Origin of the sequence: Streptomyces sp. NPDC059455 (genome assembly GCF_042750115.1) — a bacterium.
GTDB lineage: Bacteria > Actinomycetota > Actinomycetes > Streptomycetales > Streptomycetaceae > Streptomyces > Streptomyces endocoffeicus.
This window is the reverse complement of record NZ_JBHYVB010000183.1, coordinates 1-17455: the sequence shown is the minus strand read 5'-3', so window position 1 is coordinate 17455 and position 17455 is coordinate 1. Positions and strand designations below refer to the sequence as shown.

17 protein-coding genes are annotated in these 17455 nt (G+C 70.5%); 7 read left to right on the top strand and 10 right to left on the bottom strand.

Annotation, left to right across the window (positions count from 1 at the left end; translation table 11 throughout):
• Positions 1 to 131: 131 nt before the first annotated feature.
• Both pth and ACFXB5_RS41560 read left to right on the top strand, forming a co-directional pair.
• Complete coding sequence (gene pth / locus ACFXB5_RS41565) at positions 132 to 722, top strand: aminoacyl-tRNA hydrolase (RefSeq protein WP_037950921.1); 591 nt, start codon at positions 132 to 134, stop codon at positions 720 to 722.
• 69 nt (positions 723 to 791) lie between these two features.
• Positions 792 to 1310, top strand: a complete 519-nt coding sequence (locus tag ACFXB5_RS41560) for a hypothetical protein (RefSeq protein ID WP_385218634.1) — start codon at positions 792 to 794, stop codon at positions 1308 to 1310.
• Positions 1311 to 1463: 153 nt separating this feature from the next.
• Here the strand turns inward: ACFXB5_RS41560 and ACFXB5_RS41555 are convergent, their stop codons facing one another.
• Both ACFXB5_RS41555 and ppc read right to left on the bottom strand, forming a co-directional pair.
• Entirely contained in the window at positions 1464 to 2297 is an 834-nt protein-coding gene (locus ACFXB5_RS41555) for a PIG-L family deacetylase (RefSeq protein ID WP_385218626.1), read from the bottom strand.
• Between the two features lie 253 nt (positions 2298 to 2550).
• On the bottom strand, positions 2551 to 5271 hold the full coding sequence (gene ppc / locus ACFXB5_RS41550) for a phosphoenolpyruvate carboxylase (RefSeq protein WP_385218625.1): 2721 nt from the start codon (positions 5269 to 5271) through the stop codon (positions 2551 to 2553).
• Positions 5272 to 5518: 247 nt separating this feature from the next.
• Here ppc and ACFXB5_RS41545 point away from each other — a divergent pair, with 247 nt between their 5' ends.
• Positions 5519 to 6499 (top strand): acyl-CoA desaturase, encoded by a 981-nt coding sequence (locus ACFXB5_RS41545; protein ID WP_385218623.1) that lies wholly within the window; start codon positions 5519 to 5521, stop codon positions 6497 to 6499.
• On the top strand, positions 6496 to 7206 hold the full coding sequence (locus tag ACFXB5_RS41540; RefSeq protein WP_385218621.1) for a TetR family transcriptional regulator: 711 nt from the start codon (positions 6496 to 6498) through the stop codon (positions 7204 to 7206). The genes ACFXB5_RS41545 and ACFXB5_RS41540 overlap by 4 nt, the downstream gene beginning before the upstream one ends.
• A gap of 18 nt (positions 7207 to 7224) precedes the next feature.
• Here the strand turns inward: ACFXB5_RS41540 and ACFXB5_RS41535 are convergent, their stop codons facing one another.
• The 3 genes from ACFXB5_RS41535 to ACFXB5_RS41525 all read right to left on the bottom strand — a co-directional run bounded on the left by ACFXB5_RS41535 (position 7225) and on the right by ACFXB5_RS41525 (position 9177).
• A complete protein-coding gene (locus ACFXB5_RS41535; protein WP_385218619.1) occupies positions 7225 to 7869 on the bottom strand; it encodes a Uma2 family endonuclease in 645 nt (214 codons plus the stop codon).
• Positions 7870 to 7993: 124 nt separating this feature from the next.
• Positions 7994 to 8356, bottom strand: coding sequence for a VOC family protein (locus ACFXB5_RS41530; RefSeq protein ID WP_385218617.1), 363 nt, complete (start codon positions 8354 to 8356; stop codon positions 7994 to 7996).
• The gene (locus tag ACFXB5_RS41525) at positions 8353 to 9177 is read right to left on the bottom strand and encodes a trans-aconitate 2-methyltransferase (RefSeq protein WP_385218615.1); all 825 of its coding nucleotides are present in this window, start codon (positions 9175 to 9177) and stop codon (positions 8353 to 8355) included. Before ACFXB5_RS41525 ends, ACFXB5_RS41530 begins: the two co-directional genes overlap by 4 nt.
• A gap of 134 nt (positions 9178 to 9311) precedes the next feature.
• On the opposite strand from ACFXB5_RS41525, the gene ACFXB5_RS41520 reads away from it, so the two are divergent.
• On the top strand, positions 9312 to 9809 hold the full coding sequence (locus ACFXB5_RS41520; protein WP_201855011.1) for a MarR family winged helix-turn-helix transcriptional regulator: 498 nt from the start codon (positions 9312 to 9314) through the stop codon (positions 9807 to 9809).
• Here ACFXB5_RS41520 and ACFXB5_RS41515 read toward each other — a convergent pair.
• The 4 genes from ACFXB5_RS41515 to galT all read right to left on the bottom strand — a co-directional run bounded on the left by ACFXB5_RS41515 (position 9768) and on the right by galT (position 14261).
• Complete coding sequence (locus ACFXB5_RS41515; RefSeq protein ID WP_385218613.1) at positions 9768 to 10649, bottom strand: LuxR C-terminal-related transcriptional regulator; 882 nt, start codon at positions 10647 to 10649, stop codon at positions 9768 to 9770. The genes ACFXB5_RS41520 and ACFXB5_RS41515 overlap by 42 nt on opposite strands.
• A gap of 344 nt (positions 10650 to 10993) precedes the next feature.
• On the bottom strand, positions 10994 to 12226 hold the full coding sequence (gene galK / locus ACFXB5_RS41510; protein ID WP_385218611.1) for a galactokinase: 1233 nt from the start codon (positions 12224 to 12226) through the stop codon (positions 10994 to 10996).
• On the bottom strand, positions 12193 to 13221 hold the full coding sequence (gene galE / locus ACFXB5_RS41505; RefSeq protein WP_385218609.1) for a UDP-glucose 4-epimerase GalE: 1029 nt from the start codon (positions 13219 to 13221) through the stop codon (positions 12193 to 12195). The genes galK and galE overlap by 34 nt, the downstream gene beginning before the upstream one ends.
• Positions 13218 to 14261, bottom strand: a complete 1044-nt coding sequence (gene galT / locus ACFXB5_RS41500) for a galactose-1-phosphate uridylyltransferase (protein WP_385218607.1) — start codon at positions 14259 to 14261, stop codon at positions 13218 to 13220. The genes galE and galT overlap by 4 nt, the downstream gene beginning before the upstream one ends.
• A gap of 162 nt (positions 14262 to 14423) precedes the next feature.
• Here galT and ACFXB5_RS41495 point away from each other — a divergent pair, with 162 nt between their 5' ends.
• Positions 14424 to 16094, top strand: a complete 1671-nt coding sequence (locus tag ACFXB5_RS41495; protein ID WP_385218606.1) for a sodium:solute symporter family protein — start codon at positions 14424 to 14426, stop codon at positions 16092 to 16094.
• A gap of 27 nt (positions 16095 to 16121) precedes the next feature.
• Positions 16122 to 16493 (top strand): hypothetical protein, encoded by a 372-nt coding sequence (locus tag ACFXB5_RS41490; RefSeq protein ID WP_385218604.1) that lies wholly within the window; start codon positions 16122 to 16124, stop codon positions 16491 to 16493.
• A gap of 22 nt (positions 16494 to 16515) precedes the next feature.
• Here ACFXB5_RS41490 and ACFXB5_RS41485 read toward each other — a convergent pair whose 3' ends face one another.
• Positions 16516 to 17244: a response regulator transcription factor gene (locus tag ACFXB5_RS41485; protein WP_385218602.1), complete on the bottom strand. Its 729-nt coding sequence runs from the start codon at positions 17242 to 17244 to the stop codon at positions 16516 to 16518.
• Positions 17245 to 17455: the final 211 nt, after the last annotated feature.

The following is a 17455-nucleotide window of genomic DNA, read 5'->3' as shown; positions in this document are numbered from 1 at the left end:
GGTGGCGGCAAGGGGGGGCGCGGGGGGGGCGCCCGGGGCTTAAGCTCCGCCGGCTCATTTTGCCGGTCGCCGCCGGCCTCCCCCCCCCCTGGGGGGGGGGGGGGCGCCCGTCCTCAAGGAGAGACATCCAGATGACGGACGACACGAGCCCCTGGCTTGTGGTGGGCCTCGGCAACCCCGGTGGCGAGTACGCGGGCAACCGCCACAACGTCGGCTTCATGGTGGCCGATCTGCTGGCCGAGCGGATGGGCGCCCGTTTCAAGGCGCACAAGTCCCGGGCCCAGGTCGTCGAGGGCCGGGTGGGTCCGCCCGGTCCGGCGAGCCGCCGGGTCGTGATCGCCAAGCCGATGTCCTTCATGAACCTCTCGGGCGGTCCGGTGACCGCGCTGCGCGACTTCTACAAGGTGCCGGTCGGTCATGTCGTGGCCGTCCATGACGAATTGGACATCGATTACGGGGCACTGCGGTTGAAGATCGGCGGGGGTGACAATGGCCACAATGGGCTGAAGTCGATCACCAAATCGCTGGGGGCTGACTACTGCCGGGTGCGCTTCGGGATCGGCCGCCCGCCGGGCCGGATGGATGTCGCGGCGTTCGTCCTCAAGGACTTTTCCGCTGCGGAGCGCCGGGAGTTGGACTACTTCGTGGACCGCGCGGCGGACGCGGTGGAGACGCTCATCGCGGACGGGCTCGAGCGCGCGCAGGGGACGTACAACTCCTGAAAAACGCCCTTCGCCCGTTTGTTCGGCGGAAGGTTGACCAGGAGCCTCGGGATGGCGAGGATCGCCGCCATGGCTTTCACCGGTGTGACCAAGCGCAGCCGTTCGCGGCGGGCGGGCGAGAGCGCGTACGGGTTTCTGTTGCTGGCGAAGAACGTGGCGATGGTGCTCGTCGCGCTGCTGATCCTGGTCGCCGGGGTGTGGTCCTCCTGGGGCGACGCCAAGCCGTCGATGCTGACCAAGGGGCTTGAGCGCGGCACCGTCACGGTCTCCGACTGCGGCGACGAATGGTGCACCGGCTCCTTCACCCCGGCCCAGAAGGGCGGCAAGTCCCGTGGCCGGGTACGGATCGACGAGGCGGTCACGGACGGAACGGGCGACCGGGTGCTGGTGGCCCTCAAGCCGGGCACGGACCTCGCCGTCCGCACCGGCCCCGCCGGCATCTTCCACGCCTGGGTCCCCTTCGGCGGCTCCCTCCTCCTCACTTCCCTGATCGTCGCGGGCGGCCTCGGCCTGCGCCGCACAGGCTGGGCCATGGGGCTACTGGGCGCGGCGCTCCTGGGCGCATCCTTCGCCACACTTACGCTGTAGCGCTCCCCGGGTGCCCCTGCTCGTACGGGCTCGCTCTTCGCCCCGGGACCACCCCACCGTTGTCCGACCGGCCAGTCTCCGGCTCATGGCCGATCACCTCGGCGGTCTGTCCTGATCGGAGCAGACCGCCGGGCTTGCGACCTGGGCCGCGGATCAGCGCAGTCCGGCGAAGAGATCGTTCTCGGGTACGGCCGCGCCGGTGGCGTCCTGGACACGTACGAAGGTCTCCATGCCCATCAACTCGCCGAACCGCTCCTTGCCCATCTTGAGGAAGAAGATGTTCTCGCCCTGACTGGCGTGCGCGGCCAGCGAGTCGAACTTCTGGCCGCTGAACGCGGTGGTGTCCACCCACGTGGTGACCTCATCGTCGGGGAGGCCGATCTTGGCCATCTCGTCGGCCTCGGCCGGATCCGGCTCCGGCATGTCCGGATGAAACTCGCGCATGATCTCCCCGAACCGCCGCATCCCCGAGTGGGGCATCGTCGTCCAGTACACCTTCGGTGTCAGCGCGGTCATCTCCAGCGCCGCCATCGTGATGCGGTGGGCCTGGATGTGGTCGGGGTGGCCGTAGAAGCCGTTCTCGTCGTAAGTGACGACCACATCGGGCCGGTAGTGTCGCATGAGTTCCGCGAGTCTGGCGGCGCCTTCCTCCACGGGGGTCTGCCAGAAGGATCCGGGGGCGTCGTTGCTCGGCCAGCCCATCATCCCGGAGTCGGGATAGTCCAGCATCTCCAGATCGCTGATCTTCAGGACTTCACAGCTCGCCTCGAGTTCTTCACGGCGCATCAAGGCGACGGCCGATGGATCGTGCCCGGGATCACCCGGCTTGACGCCCCCCGCTCCGTCACCGCAACCGCCATCGGTACACGTCACGAGCACCGTACGGATCCCCTCCGCCGCGTACCGCGCGAGGACCCCTCCGGTTCCGGTGGCCTCGTCGTCGGGGTGGGCGTGCACTGCCATAAGCGTCAAGGGCCGGTCGGTCATGAAACAGTCCTCCTGCGGAAATACGTCTTGGTCCGAGTGCGCGGCGGGCGTACCGCGATCCTGGAGCCCGGATCCTGGTGGGGCGGACGACCTTGTGATCCCCGTGCTCCCCGCCCGTGCGGCGCCGGTCCCTCGATCGATGCAACCGTGCCGACTGGACCTGCTGTTCCCGGATCCGACTTCCATCCGGCACCAGCCGTGAGAGGGGCCCGCTCCCTCTGGGAGCGGGCCCCTGACCCGTGTCACGCCGTCGTCATCCCGTGTTGCGGAGGCCCGCGGCTACGCCGTTGACCGTGAGGAGGAGGGCGCGGGCGAGCAGGGGGTCGGGGTCCTCGCCCCGCTCGGCCGCGGTGCGCTGCCGGTGGAGCAGGGTCACCTGCAGATACGAGATCGGGTCGAGGTAGGCGTCCCGGACGTGGAAGGTCTGCTTCAGCACCGGGTTGGAGTCGAGGAGTTCCCGTCCACCGGTGATCCGCAGCACCTCCCGCACCGTCAGTTCGTGCTCCTCCTGGATCACGTCGAAGACATGCTTCAGCTCATCCGGAACCAGCGTGTCGACGTAGTGCCGGGCGATCCGCAGATCCGTCTTGGCCAGCGTCATCTCGACGTTGGAGAGGAAGTTGCGGAAGAAGTGCCAGTGCTGGTGCATTTCGTCGAGGACGGTGTCGAGGCCGGCCTCACGGGCGGCCTTGAGGCCGGAGCCGACGCCGAACCAGCCGGGGACGATCTGCCGGGACTGGGTCCAGCCGAACACCCACGGGATGGCCCGCAGCCCGTCGAGGCCGGCGCCGGAGTCGGGGCGGCGGGAGGGACGGGAGCCGAGGTGGAGTTCGGCGAGCTGGTCCACCGGCGTGGAGGCGAAGAAGTACGCGGGCAGGTCGGGGTCGTCGACGAGCGTGCGGTAGGTACCGTGCGCGGCTTCGGAGACGGTTTCCATGGCCGCGTCCCAGCGGGCGAGCGCCTCGTCGGACTGGCGCGGGGCGGTGTGCAGGGCGGATGCCTGCAGCGTGGCGGCCACCGTCAGCTCCAGGTTCTCGCGGGCGAGCGAGGGCACGAGGTACTTGTCGGAGATGACCTCGCCCTGCTCGGTGACCTTGATCTCGCCCTCGAGGGTGCCCCACGGCTGCGCGAGGATCGCGTCGTGGGTGGGGCCGCCGCCGCGGCCGACGGTGCCGCCGCGGCCGTGGAACAGCCGCAGCCGTACGCCGTGCCGGTGGGCGACGTCGCGCAGCAGCCGCTGGGCGCGGTGGATCTCCCACTGGGAGGTGGTGATGCCGCCGAACTTGGAGGAGTCGGAGTAGCCGAGCATGACCTCCTGGACGTCGCCGCGGAGGGCGACGAGCCGCCGGTAGGAGGGGTCGGCGAGCATCTCGTCGAGAAGCTTGTCGGCGATCTTCAGCTCTTCGGTGGTCTCCAGCAGCGGAACGATGCCGATCTTGGCCCAGCCCGCGTGGAGGTCGATCAGCCCGGCCTCGCGGGCGAGGACGGCGGCGGCGAAGACGTCGTCGGAGCCCTGGCACATGGAGATGATGTACGACTCGACGATCTCGGGGCCGAAGCGCTCGAAGGACTCGCGGATGGTGTGGAAGACGCCGAGGGTCTTGGCGCCCGCGGCGTCCAGCGGCGCCGGGGTGGGGGCGAGGGGGCGCCGGGAGCGCAGCTCCTTCGCGAGCAGCTTGCGGCGGTAGTCGCGCGGCATGTCGGCGTAGCGCCAGGACTCCTCGCCGAGCCGGTCGAAGAGCTGGCCGAGGGCGTGGTGATGGGCGTCGGCGTGCTCGCGGACGTCCATGGTGGCGAGCTGGAGGCCGAAGGCGGCGAGGGTGCGGATGGAGCGCTCGAGCCGGCCGTCGGCGATGAGCTGACCGCGGTGGGCGCGCAGGGAGTCCTGGACGAGGTGGAGGTCGGCGAGGAGCTCGCCGGAGCCGAGGTAGTCGCGGCCGGGCTGGTGGGGGGTGTCCCCGGCGAGCCGCTCGCGGGTGTTGACGAGCTTCTGCCGCATGCAGGTGGCCTTGAGCCGGTAGGGCTCCTCGGCGTTGAGCCGCTTGTAGCGCGGGCTGATCTCGGGCAGCAGTTCGAGATCGCGCTGGAGGGAGGCGAGGAGCTCCTCGGAGGCGCCGGTGTTGCGGATGGAGCTGGAGAGCGCGGCGCGCAGCTCGTCGATGATCTCCAGCGCGTCGGTGATGCCGTGCTCGTGCTGGAGGATCAGGACGTCGCGGGTGACCTCGGGGGTGACGTTGGGATTGCCGTCGCGGTCGCCGCCGATCCAGGTGCCGAAGGTGAGCGGGCGGGTGGTGGCGGGCAGCTCGACGCCCACGCGCTCGAGCTCCGCGGTGAGGTCCTCGAGGACGTCGCCGACGGCTCCGGCGTGCAGCTCGTCGAGGTAGTAGATGGCGTTGCGGGCCTCGTCGGCGGGCTCGGGGCGGGCGACGCGCAGCTCGTCGGTCTGCCAGAGCAGGTCGATGCTCTCCGCGAGCCGCAGGTCGGCGCGGCGGGCGTCGCCGCCGACGGCGAGGGTGTCGAGCAGCTCGGCGATGCGTCGGAGCTTGGTGAGGACGGTGCGGCGGGCGGCCTCGGTGGGGTGGGCGGTGAAGACGGGGCGCACACCGAGGTTGGCGACGGTCTCCCGGAGGTGCTCGGGGTCGGCGTCCTTGAGCTGGTCGGCGGTGCGGGCGAGGATGCCGCCCTCGGCGGCGCGGCGGGCGCGCAGCTCGCGGCCGCGGTGCACCTGCTCGGTGACATTGGCCAGGTGGAAGTAGGTGGAGAAGGCGCGGACCAGCTTGGCGGCGGTCTCGAGGTCGGTGGAGCCGAGCAGGTCGGCCGCGGCCTCGCCGTCACTGCGGGTGAGGGCGCGGACGCGCTCGACGAGTTCGAGGAGATCGAGACCCTCCTGCCGGACGAGGGTCTCACCGAGCAGGTCACCCAGACGGCGGATATCGGCACGCAGGGCGGCATTGGTGTGGTCGGCACTGCTCACAGGTGCGGGCTCCTTGCAGTGAACGGGGTTCCAAGCGCGGCATCAGGGCGGGCGCGGCGGGCGCCGCGGGCTGCTGACCCGGTGCTTTCGGCCATGTGCGGACCGCGCTGTCCGACGCTCACCAGGATAGGCGGCACGACCCTGGGTGAGACCAGAGCCCTATTGCCCCGCTTCCCGGCCCTGCCATACTTACGACGCCGTAGGTTACGCATCCGTAGCCATGCCCCCGAGCCCCACGAGGGATACCATGACTGCAAGCCCCGACGTGGTCAACGACGCGCCGAAGGCCCAGGAGACTCCGCTTCCCACCGCCACGCTCGGCGGGGACAGCAAGCGTTCCGTCGAACAACTCGCCCTCCTCCTGTTCATCACCGTCCCCTTCGTCGCGCTGGTCGCGGCGGTTCCCCTGGCCTGGGGCTGGGGGGTCAGCTGGCTGGATCTGGCGCTTCTGGTGTCGATGTACTACATCGGCTGCCACGGCATCACGATCGGCTTCCACCGCTACTTCACCCATGGCTCGTTCAAGGCGAAGCGGCCACTGCGGATCGCGCTGGCGATCGCGGGGTCGCTGGCCGTGGAGGGCCCGCTGGTCCGCTGGGTGGCCGATCACCGCAAGCACCACAAGTTCTCCGACGCGGAGGGCGACCCGCACTCCCCCTGGCGGTACGGCGAAACCGTTCCGGCCCTGCTGAAGGGGTTGTGGTGGGCCCATATCGCCTGGATGTTCGATGAGGAGCAGACGTCGCAGTCCAAATACGCGCCGGACCTGATCAAGGACGGCGCCATCCGGGCGGTCTCCCGGCAGTTCGTGATCTGGACCGTGGTCTCCCTGATGGTGCCGCCGGTGATCGGCGGACTGGCGACCTGGTCCTGGCAGGGCGCGGTGACCGCCTTCTTCTGGGGGTCACTCGTCCGGGTGGCTTTGCTGCACCATGTGACCTGGTCGATCAACTCGATCTGCCACGCGGTGGGCAAGCGCCCGTTCAAGTCGCGGGACCGCTCCGGCAACGTGTGGTGGCTCGCGGTGCTCTCGTGCGGCGAATCCTGGCACAACCTGCACCACGCGGACCCGACCTGCGCCCGGCACGGGGTGATGCGGGGACAGCTGGATTCCAGCGCCCGGATCATCCGCTGGTTCGAGAAGGCGGGCTGGGCGTATGACGTCCGGTGGCCGAGCCAGGACCGTATCGATGCCCGCCGTCAGGAGGAGACCGCCGGAGCGGCATGATAGAGGGCGTGGCGACCGACAGTAATACCAGCGGTGAAAAGGACCGGCCGCGCCGGACCGGCCGGTCCTCCGGATCCGGAACCCGGCGGCCCCGCCGGGTCCGGATGACCGGCAAGGAGCGCCGGGAGCAGCTGCTGGACATCGGTCGCACGCTCTTCGCCGAACGCGGCTTCGAGGGCACCTCGGTGGAGGAGATCGCGGCGAAGGCCGGGGTCTCCAAGCCGGTGGTGTACGAGCACTTCGGCGGCAAGGAGGGGCTGTACGCGGTCGTGGTGGACCGCGAGATGCGGCGGATGTTGGACATGGTCACCACGTCCCTCACCGCGGGCCACCCGCGCGAGCTGTGTGAGCAGGCCACCTTCGCCCTCCTGGACTACATCGAGGAGTACACGGACGGCTTCCGCATCCTCGTCCGCGACTCCCCCGTCGCCCAGTCCACGGGCACCTTCGCCTCCCTGATCAGCGATATCGCCACCCAGGTGGAGGACATCCTGGGCCTGGAATTCAAGGCCCGCGGCTTCGACCCCAAACTGGCCCCCCTCTACGCCCAGGCCCTGGTGGGCATGGTCGCCCTGACCGGCCAGTGGTGGCTGGACGTCCGCAAGCCGAAGAAGGCCGAGGTCGCGGCCCACCTGGTGAACCTGGCCTGGCACGGCCTGGACGGCCTGGAGCAGAAGCCCCGCCTGATAGGCCGCCGCAAGAACTGACGGGCGTCGTCCGTGCCGCTATGGCCTGACGATGGCCTCGCCGATGACGAAACCCTTCGCGGGGCCGTCGGGGATGACGGCGTCGGTGCCGTAGGCGACGCGGTGCTCGTCGGCGTAGTCGGCCTTCTTGGGGTTCGGGTCGGTCAGCACGACGACCGTTCCATCCCCGTCGAAGTCGTCGATCAGGACGTAGAGCGGGATGCCCGCACGGGCGTAGGCCCGGCGCTTGCGCTCCCGGTCGCGCGACTGGGCCTCCCGGCCGGGCGAGACCACCTCGAAGACGGCCCGGACGCCGCTCGCGTCCACTCCGAGATCCTCCTCGTCGGGGATCTCGTCGAGGTCCTCGGGGGCGATGAAGAGGTCGGGGATCCACACCTTGCGGCGGTGGATGATGTTGACGTCCTGGTACGCGACATCGTCGCCGTCTGCGAGATGAGCCTCCAAGGCCCGGCGGAGGCGGTTGATGATCACGCCATGACGGCGACGGCCGGTGGGCGACACCTCGATGAACTCCTCGATGATCTCGGCCCGGTAGCCCTCGGGGAGTTCCATGGCCTTCCACGCCTGCCACAGCACCTCGTCCAGGGACACGGCCTCATGCCCGGCAGTCGAGGGCACGTCTTCCTCCAGTGCGGGGTACGGCTCGTGCGCGAGAGCGGTCATCGTGAAGCACCTCCTCCATCAGTCTGGGCGCCGACGCCACTGCGGCACAAGCGACACCGTGACGCTATGCGTCCATGAGGCCTCATTGCGGCAAACCCCGGACCGATCATCCGATCGAGTGATATCACCCGATCGGCTCCAGGAACTCCAGCCGGTTGCCGACCGGGTCCTCGGAGTAGAAGCGGCGGTGCCCTGGCAGTTCCTCGTCCCAGACGACCTCGGCACCGTTCCCTGCGAGGCGGGTGGCGAAGGCTTCCAGGCCGACGACCCGGAGACCCGGGTGGGCCTTGCGGGAGGGGCGGAAGTCCGGGTCGATGCCCAGGTGGAGCTGGACCGGGCCGCGGGCGAACCACAGGCCGCCGTTGGCGGCGAGGGTGGCCGGTTTGGGGATCTCGGTCATGCCGAGCACCTCGCCGTAGTAGGTGCGCAGCGCGGGTTCGCTGCCGGGTGGGGCGGCGAGCTGGACATGGTCGAGGGCCGTGATCATCGGGGGGCCTTGTGGGCGACGATGAAGATGCGGCGGAAGGGGAAGGCCGTGCCGTGGGGGGTGGCGGGGTACGCGTCGCGGAGGAGGGCGGCGTAGGTGGTCAGGAAGCGGTCGCGGGCGGGCGGGTCGTCGGCGAGGGCGGTCAGGACCGGGCGCAGGGCGGTGCCCTTGACCCAGTCGAGGACGGGGTCGGGGCCGGTCAGGATCTGTACATAGGTGGTCTCCCAGGCGTCGACCTCGCAGCCGAGCGCGGCCAGGCGGTCCAGGTATTCGGTCGGTTCCAGGACGGCGGCCGGGTCGCGGAGGCGGGCGGCGAGGCGGTCGCGCCATTCGGGTGCGTTGCACAGGTCGCGCAGCAGGGTGTGGCTGGGGGCGGTGAAGTTGCCGGGGACCTGGAAGGCGAAGGTGGCGCCGGGGCGCAGTCCGGCCAGCCAGGCGGGGAAGGCGTCGGGGTGGCCGGGGATCCACTGGAGGGCGGCGTTGGAGACGATCAGGTCGTAGGGCTCGTCCGGCACCCAGTTCCGCACATCGGCCTGCCGGAGGTCGAGGCGGCCGCCGCCGGTGGTGGGGCCCGCGAGGGGCTGGGCCTCGGCGAGCATCTCGGCGGAGCTGTCCAGGCCGGTGATCCGGGCGTCGGGCCAGCGGTCGAAGAGCAGGGCGGTGACGTTGCCGGCGCCGCAGCCCAGGTCGGCGATGCGGGGCGGGCGGCCGGGGTCGGTGGGCAGCTCGGGGACGCGGGCCAGCAGGTCCAGGAAGGGGCGGGTGCGGTGGCCGGCGTGGCGGAGATACTGCCGAGGGTCCCAGTTGGGTGCGGTGGTCATGGTCGGTCCCCCTGCGGGTACGGTCGATACGAGGCGCCGTGGTCGCTTCCGCGTGTCCCGGCGCCTTACCGTGCTCCACGTTATCTCTTGATGTCAAGAGACTTCATGTCGACAGACCCACTACACTGATCGCCATGGAGGACGAGGTCGATCGGCTGGTCGCGGCGTGGCGGCGGGAACGCCCCGACCTCGATGTGGAACCGCTCGAAGTGCTCAGCCGGGTCAGCCGGCTCGCTCGCCACCTCGACCGGGCACGGCGGATCGCCTTCGCCGAGCACAATCTGGAGCCCTGGGAGTTCGACGTTCTGACCTCGCTGCGCCGGGCCGGGCCCCCGTATCAGCTCTCCCCCGGGCAGCTGCTGACCCAGACGCTGGTCACCTCGGGCACCATGACCAACCGCATCGACCGGCTCGCCACGAAGGGGCTGGTCGAGCGAGGGCCCGACCCCAGTGACCGGCGCGGTGTGCTGGTCCGGCTGACCGCCGAAGGGCGTGACCGCGCCGATCAGGCACTGGCGGGGCTGCTGGACCATGAGCACGCCATCCTGGCCGAGCTCTCCCAGGCCCAGCGCGCCGAACTGGCCGCGCTGCTACGCCAGCTGACCGCCCCGTTCGACAATCTCCCCGGCTAGGTCGACCGGGCCCACACCGGCCCGCCGGGCCAGCGCCACGGCGGCGAGCGTGGAGTGGACGCCCAGCTTGCCCAGCACATTCTGCATATGGGTGCGGACGGTGTGCGGGGAGAGGAAGAGCCGCTCGGCGACGGCCTTACGGCCGAGCCCGGCCACCATGCAGCGCAGCACCTCCCGCTCACGCGGTGTCAGCGACTCGACCAGACGCTCGCTTTCGGTGCGGTGCTTACGGGCGGCCGTCAACTCCCGCAGGACGCCGGTGAGCAGAGCGGGCGGCAGATGGGTCTCCTCCCGCAGCACCCCCCGGATGACCGCGAGCAGCCGGACCAGTGAGCAGTCCTTGGCGACCCAGCCGGACGCACCGGCCTGCAGCGCCGCCGCCGCGCGGCGCGGATCGTCGCGCTCGGCCAGCACCACGGTGCGCACCCCCGGCTGGGCGGAGCGGACCGCGCCGACGAGCGATATGCCGTCGGTCGCCCGGCCGTTCACCGCCCGTGCGGGGCCGCCATGGGCCCCACCATGCGGCCCGCCGTGCGCGCCGACGTGTGCCCCGCCATGGATGCCGCTGTGCGCCGTGCCGTTCGTCCCGCCGTACGGCAGCTCGGCCGACACCGGAAGCGGTGGTGGCCCCATACCGTCGGCGGCCGTGCCCAAGTCGGCGTCGACCAGCAGGACGTCGAAGCGGCGCCCCTCCGCCGCTCCACGCTCCAGACAGCGCAGCGCCGCCGGACCGCTTCCGGCCGCCGCCACGTCCACGTCCTGCTCCGCCGCGAGGGCGGCCGCTAAGGACTCGGCGAAAATACGATGGTCGTCGACCACGAGAACCCGAATACGTGCCACGAACAACCCCCCACGTCGCCGGATGAAAGATCCCGGATACACCGAGAAACAGTGCGGGTACGGCGCCCGGCGCAAGGTCACCACGACCCGCACGGCCGCCGCCGTGCCGTGATTGCTACCCCACCCCGGGCGTCGTACCTGCCTGTCTCGCCCCCTGATATAGCGTCGGCCCCCACCGACGCTGTACTCAGAGTAAGGCCGTGGTCTCATATAGGAAGCGGATTAGCGAAACTGACCGCTCTCGGCTGTTCACTGTGGGTTTCTTGTTCGCTCTTGGGGAGTCCGAGATCCACGAGCGGCGAAACTTTACCGAGGGGCGATCAAGGGCCGGTGGGTACGGCCCCCTACAGCCGTCCCGCCCCCGCGCTGGGCACCGCCGGGAAGATCCGCGGCGCCCGGTGCCCGGCCGCGCCGAACGCCTCGGTCACCGCCTTGCTCACCGCCTCCGCGTCCGCCTCGGCCACCAGCACGATCGCCGAGCCGCCGAAGCCGCCCCCGGTCATCCGCGCCCCGAGCGCCCCCGCCGCGTTCGCCGTCTCCACGACCAGATCGAGCTCGTCACAGGAGATCTCGAAGTCGTCGCGGCAGGAGGCGTGCCCGGCGGTCAGCACCGGCCCGATGGACCGGGTGTCCCCCGCGTCGAGCCGCTCGATGACCTCTTCCACCCGCCGGTCCTCGGTCACCACATGGCGCACCCGCCGCCGGGTGGCCGCGTCGCGGCCCAGCCGCTCCAGCTCGGCGAGCGTCGCGTCGAGCCCCTCGAAGGGCACGTCCCGCAGCGCCCGCACCCCGAGCGCCCGCGCGGCCGCCTCGCACGCGGCGCGCCGGCTCGCGTAGGCGCCGTCGCCCAGCTCGTGCTTGACCCGGGTGTCCACGACCAGCAGCCGCAGCCCCTCGGCCGCCAGGTCGAACGGCACCTGGCGCTGGGTGAGATCACGGGCGTCGAGGAAGAGGGCGTGCCCCTCGGTGCAGCACGCCGACGCCATCTGGTCCATGATCCCGCAGGGCACGCCCACGAACGCGTTCTCCGCGCGCTGGCACAGCTGGGCGATGCGCGGCGGGGTGAGCCCCAGCCCGTACAGGTCGTTGAGCGCGGTGGCCGTGACCACCTCCAGCGCGGCGGACGAGGACAGCCCGGCGCCGGTGGGCACGGTGGACTCGAAGTGCAGTTCCGCACCACCGGCCCGGCCCGTCAGCAGCCCCGCCTCGCGCAGCGCCCAGACCACTCCGGCCGGATAGGCCGCCCAGCCGCCGCGGTCGCCGCCGCCGGTGCCGCCCGCGACCGGCGCGAGCTCCTCGACCCGCAGCTCGACGACCCCGCCCGGGACGTCGCCCGAATGCAGCCGCAGCACCCCGTCGGTGCGCGGGGAGGCGGCGGCCAGACAGGTGTGGGGCAGGGCGAGCGGCATGACGAAGCCGTCGTTGTAGTCGGTGTGCTCGCCGATCAGATTGACCCGGCCCGGCGCCGCCCAGACGCCGCCGGGCTCGGTGCCGTAGACCTCGCGGAACCCCGCCGTGACCCGCCCGGGTCCGTGCTCGTCCGTCACTGACTCTCCCTCCGCTGCGCGAACTCCCATGCGTCCGCGACGATTCCGGCCAGGTCGGCGCGGGTCGGGCGCCAGCCCAGGCGCTCCTTGGCACGCTCGGCGGAGGCCACCAGGACCGCCGGGTCGCCGCCGCGGCGCGGGGCGGCGATCTCCGGGATGGGATGGCCGGTGACCTGGCGCACCGTCTCGATGACCTCGCGGACGGAGAAGCCGTTCCCGTTGCCGAGGTTGCAGATCAGATGCTCGCCGGGATTGACTCCGCGGCGCGCGGCGCCTCCATCAAGGGTGGTGGTGGGAGACGGGAGGGCGGCACCGAGGGCGAGCAGATGGGCGTCGGCGAGGTCGGCGACATGGATGTAGTCGCGGACGCAGGTGCCGTCGGGGGTGGCGTAGTCGTCGCCGAAGACGGAGATGGCCGCACGGCGGCCCTGGGCGACCTGGAGCACCAGGGGGATGAGGTGGGACTCGGGGTCATGGCGCTCGCCGTACGCCCCGTAGGCGCCCGCGACGTTGAAGTACCGCAGGGAGACCGCGGCCAGGCCGTGGGCGGCGCACTCCCCGCTGATCATGTGGTCGACGGCGAGCTTGCTGGCCCCGTAGGGGTTGGTGGGCGCGGTGGGGAGGTCCTCGGTGATCGGGACCTGGTCGGGCTCGCCGTAGGTGGCGGCGGTGGAGGAGAAGACGAGGGTGCGCACCCCGGCGTCGCGCATCGCGGCGAGCAGCTCGGTGGTGCCGCCCACATTGTTGACCCAGTACTTCTCGGGGTTGACGACAGACTCGCCCACCTGGGAGAACGCCGCGAAGTGCAGCACGCCGTCGTAGGTGGGGTCGAGCCATTTGCCCGCGTCCTGGATGCGGCCCTCGATGAACTCCGCGCCCTCGGGGACCCCGGCGCGGTGGCCGGTGGAGAGGTCGTCCAGCACCGTCACCCGGTGCCCGGCTTCGAGCAGATGCGCCGCGACCACGCTGCCGACATAGCCGGCTCCGCCGGTGACCAGGTACTTCTTCTGCTGCGCATTGCTCACTTGCTCGCTACCTCTCGCAGTCGCTCGGCCGCGGCCTCCGGCGGCACATCGTTGATGAACACATTCATGCCGGATTCGGAACCCGCGAGAAACTTCAGCTTGCCGGAAGTGCGGCGGATGGTGAAAAGCTCGAGGTGAAGTGCGAATTCACCGCGGTCGGTCAGGTGGTACGGCGCCTGGTGCCAGGCGGAGATGTAGGGCGTGGGCGGCTCACCCTCGCCGAAAATCCGGTCGAAGCGCTTCAAGATTTCCAGATACATCTGTGGAAACTCTGTGCGCGCGGCCTCGTCCAGCGCCGGCAGGTCCGGGACCCGCCGCTTCGGGTAGAGGTGCACCTCGTAGGGCCAGTGGGCGGCGTAGGGCACGAACGCGACCCAGTGCTCGCCGTCGAGCACCACCCGGCGCCCGTCGGCCAGCTCATCGGCGACCACATCATCGAACAGATTCCGACCAGTGGCCGCACGGTGCTCACTGAGCGAACGGAGCATCAGCCGTGTACGAGGGGTCACAAAGGGATACCCGTAGATCTGGCCGTGCGGATGGCCGAGGGTGACGCCGATCTCCGCGCCGCGGTTCTCGAAGCAGAAGACCTGTTCGACGGCGGGGTGTTGGGCCAGTTCGGCGGTGCGGTCGGTCCAGGCGTCGAGCACCAGCGCGGCCTGTTCGGCGTCGAGGTCGGCGAAGGAGGCATCGTGGTCGGAGGTGAAGCACACGACCTCGCACCGGCCCGAGTCACCGGCCAGCGACGGGAAGCGGTTCTCGAAGACCACGACGTCGTAGTCGGAGGCGGGGATCTCGCTGTGCCGCCCCTCGCGGGAGGGGCACAGCGGGCATTCGTCGGCCGGTGGGTGGTAGGTGCGGGCCTGGCGGTGGGAGGCGATCGCCACCCGGTCGCCGAGCAGGCGGTCGTGCCGGATCTCCGAGCGGGTCGCGATGGGGTCGAGCGGCCGCTGGTCGACGGCGTCGCGCACCGCGTCGTCGCGTGCGTCGTAATAGATCAGCTCGCGTCCGTCCGCAAGCCGCGTCGCCGTCTTCTTCACTCCGCCAGCTCCTGTCAGGTGCACCCAACACAACTCAACATAATGAACCACAAGCCAACAGTGCCGTCAATGCGCGGTGTAGGTGCTCGGACAAACCACAAGAATTCGGATACGTTCATCGAACGTTTCTGGTGCATTCCGTTCAGGCGATGAGGCGAGACCATGCACTATCTGGCCGAAGGGCTGCGACTCCCCACCAACGCGCTCGACTACACGATCCTGATCCTCTATTTCGTCGTCGTCCTCGGCGTGGGATTCGCCGCCAGAGCGAGCGTCAAGACCAGCCTCGACTTCTTTCTCTCCGGCCGGTCGCTGCCCGCGTGGGTCACCGGGCTGGCCTTCGTCGCCGCGAATCTGGGTGCCCTGGAGATCCTGGGAATGGCCGCCAACGGCGCGCAGTACGGGGTGTACACGGTGCACTGGTACTGGGTCGGGGCGATTCCGGCCATGGTCTTTCTCGGCCTGGTGATGATGCCGTTCTACTACGGTTCCAAGGTACGGTCCGTCCCCGAATTCCTGCTGCACCGCTATGGGCCGTCCTCGCATCTGCTCAGCTCGATCATCTTCTCGGTCGCCTCCGTGCTGATCGCGGGGGTGAACCTCTACGCGATGGCGATCGTGGTGGAGGCGCTGCTGGGCTGGCCGCAGTGGGTGGCCATCGTGGTCGCGGGGCTCTTCGTGCTCGCGTACATCACCCTCGGCGGACTCTCCTCGGCCATCTACAACGAGGTGCTGCAGTTCTTCGTGATCCTGGCCGCCCTCATCCCGCTCACCGTCGTCGGCCTCCGGCGGATCGGCGGCTTCGGCGGGCTCAAGGACTCGCTCACGGCCTCCCATGGCCCCAATTTCGTCTCCGCCTGGGGCGGCACCGGCATCGGGTCCGACAACCCGCTGGGGGCCAACTGGCTGACCATCGTGCTGGGCCTCGGCTTCTGTCTGAGCTTCGGCTACTGGACGACCAACTTCGCCGAGGTGCAGCGCGCCCTGTCGGCCAAGAACCTCTCGGCCGCCCAGCGCACCCCGCTGATCGCCGCGTTCCCCAAGATGTTCATCCCGCTGATCGTGGTGGTCCCCGGGCTGATCGCCCTGGTCATGGAGCCGGACATCGGCTCGAAGACGAGCGGTCTTCAGTACAACGACGCGATTCCGCTGCTGATGAGCGAGCTGCTGCCGAACGGGGTGCTGGGGCTCGCGGTGACCGGGCTGCTGGCCGCCTTCATGGCGGGCATGGCGGCCAATGTGTCGTCCTTCAACACGGTCTTCACCAACGACATCTGGCGGGCGTATGTGCGGAAGGGCCGGCCGGACGGGTACTACCTGCTGACCGGGCGGGTGGTGACGGCGATCGGGGTGCTGGCCGGCATGGGGACGGCGTTCATCGCCTCCTCGTTCAGCAACATCATGAACTACCTCCAGACCCTGTTCTCGTTCTTCAACGTGCCGCTGTTCTGCGTCTTCATCATCGGGATGTTCTGGAAGCGGGCCACCGCCGCGGCCGGGTTCTGGGGGCTGCTGTGCGGCACGGTGGCCGCGATGATCAACTACTTCTGGCTCTACCTGGGGGATGTCATCGCCATCCCCAGCGACCAGGGCGCCAACTTCGTCTCCGCCATCGTGGCGTTCATTGTCGGCGGGGTGGTGATGGTCGCGCTGACCCCGTTCACCAAGCCCAAGCCGGTGGAGTCGCTGGCCGGTCTGGTCTACGGCACCACCGCGCCCGGGGTCGCCGAGCCGCCGGCGCCGGGCGACGAGGCGTGGTACCGCCGTCCGGCCGTGCTGGGCTGGAGCGCGCTGATCCTCGCGGCCCTGTGCTACATCCCGTTCTCCCTGTGACCCTTCCGGGATTAAGGAGCGTGCGCCATGAGTGAGGAGTACGAATACCGGCACGAGGTCGAGGAGCTGGAGCAGAAGTCGGCGACCGCGGCCCGGCTGTTCGATGTGCGGCGGATCATCGGCGGACTGTTCGTGATCTACGGGATCATCGTCCTCATCGCCGGGTTCACCGCCTCGGACGCGGATGTGAGGAAGGCGTCGGGCATCAACATCAACCTCTGGACGGGGTCGTGCATGCTCGCGGTGGGCCTGCTCTTCCTGCTCTGGATGAGGCTCAGGCCGCTGTCCGCGCCCGGGGCCGGGCCCAAGCCGGAGCCCGCTCGGCCCGGGGGCGGGCCCGGAGCCGGGCCTGGGGCCGGAGAGCCCGGGGGCCGAGAGCCCGGGTCCGGAGCGGGCTGAGAAACGCGGGCCACGGCACGGACTACGGCGCCGACGCGGGCGGCTGCAGCGTGGGAGGCGGCTGGGGCGAGGGCGGCCCGGTCCGGCGCGTCGCCGCGCGGTCCAGCAGCCCCGTACGGGCCGCCAGGGCCGCCGCCTCCAGCCGCGAGCCCACCCCGAGCTTCATCAGCACCCGCTGCACATGGGTGCGGGCCGTGCTGGGGGCGATCCCCATGCCCGCCGCGATCAGCCGGGTGTCCTCGCCCTCGGCGACCCGCACCAGCACCTCCACCTCGCGCGGGGTCAGCATCCGCAGCAGCCGGGCGCCCTCGTCGTCGGGCTGGGCCGCGGGGTTGAGCAGCTCCGCGAACGCCCCCTGGAGCAGCTGGGGCGCCACGGCCGCCTCGCCCGCGCGCGCCTTCATCATGGCCCGTTCGACGCCCTCGATCCGCTCGTCGTGGCGCACATAGCCGGACGCCCCGGCGGCGAAGGCGGCGGCGATGCCGCGCGGGCTCGGCACCGGGCCGAGCACCACGACCGCGACCTGCGGCCGCTCCTTCTTGATCCGCACCACCGGGTCGAACACCCCCGGCTCGGCGGGTGCCGCCGTGCCCAGCAGGCACACCTCAGGTGCCCGGCTCACCACCAGGTCCGCCGCGCCCGCGCTCGGCGCCGCCGCGGCGAGCACCCGGTGCCCGCGCAGCTTCAGCGCCGAGGCGAGCGCCTCCGCGAGCAGACGGTGATCGTCGACCACCATGAGTCGCACGCCCATGAGCTCCCCCCATTCGCTCAGGGGGGAAAGCTACACGCTTGTTCGACGTTGCGCGCCCCTTACCGGGCAGAAGCCCCTCGGAATGCCGAAATCCCGGCCATTCGTGCCTACTTGACGTCCGGTTGACGTCCCAATCCGATCGATGCGGCCGGGTTCCCCGGGGCGCGCGCTCCGGCGCTCCGCCCGACCGCACAGCGGGGGGGGGGCGGCC

Coding starts and splice junctions, on each gene's coding strand:
- pth (WP_037950921.1), top strand. CDS start 132: ATGACGGACGACACGAGCCCCTGGCTTGTGGTGGGCCTCGGCAACCCC.
- ACFXB5_RS41560 (WP_385218634.1), top strand. CDS start 792: ATGGCTTTCACCGGTGTGACCAAGCGCAGCCGTTCGCGGCGGGCGGGC.
- ACFXB5_RS41555 (WP_385218626.1), bottom strand. CDS start 2,297: ATGACCGACCGGCCCTTGACGCTTATGGCAGTGCACGCCCACCCCGAC.
- ACFXB5_RS41545 (WP_385218623.1), top strand. CDS start 5,519: ATGACTGCAAGCCCCGACGTGGTCAACGACGCGCCGAAGGCCCAGGAG.
- ACFXB5_RS41540 (WP_385218621.1), top strand. CDS start 6,496: ATGATAGAGGGCGTGGCGACCGACAGTAATACCAGCGGTGAAAAGGAC.
- ACFXB5_RS41535 (WP_385218619.1), bottom strand. CDS start 7,869: ATGACCGCTCTCGCGCACGAGCCGTACCCCGCACTGGAGGAAGACGTG.
- ACFXB5_RS41530 (WP_385218617.1), bottom strand. CDS start 8,356: ATGATCACGGCCCTCGACCATGTCCAGCTCGCCGCCCCACCCGGCAGC.
- ACFXB5_RS41525 (WP_385218615.1), bottom strand. CDS start 9,177: ATGACCACCGCACCCAACTGGGACCCTCGGCAGTATCTCCGCCACGCC.
- ACFXB5_RS41520 (WP_201855011.1), top strand. CDS start 9,312: ATGGAGGACGAGGTCGATCGGCTGGTCGCGGCGTGGCGGCGGGAACGC.
- galK (WP_385218611.1), bottom strand. CDS start 12,226: ATGGGAGTTCGCGCAGCGGAGGGAGAGTCAGTGACGGACGAGCACGGA.
- ACFXB5_RS41495 (WP_385218606.1), top strand. CDS start 14,424: ATGCACTATCTGGCCGAAGGGCTGCGACTCCCCACCAACGCGCTCGAC.
- ACFXB5_RS41490 (WP_385218604.1), top strand. CDS start 16,122: ATGAGTGAGGAGTACGAATACCGGCACGAGGTCGAGGAGCTGGAGCAG.
- ACFXB5_RS41485 (WP_385218602.1), bottom strand. CDS start 17,244: ATGGGCGTGCGACTCATGGTGGTCGACGATCACCGTCTGCTCGCGGAG.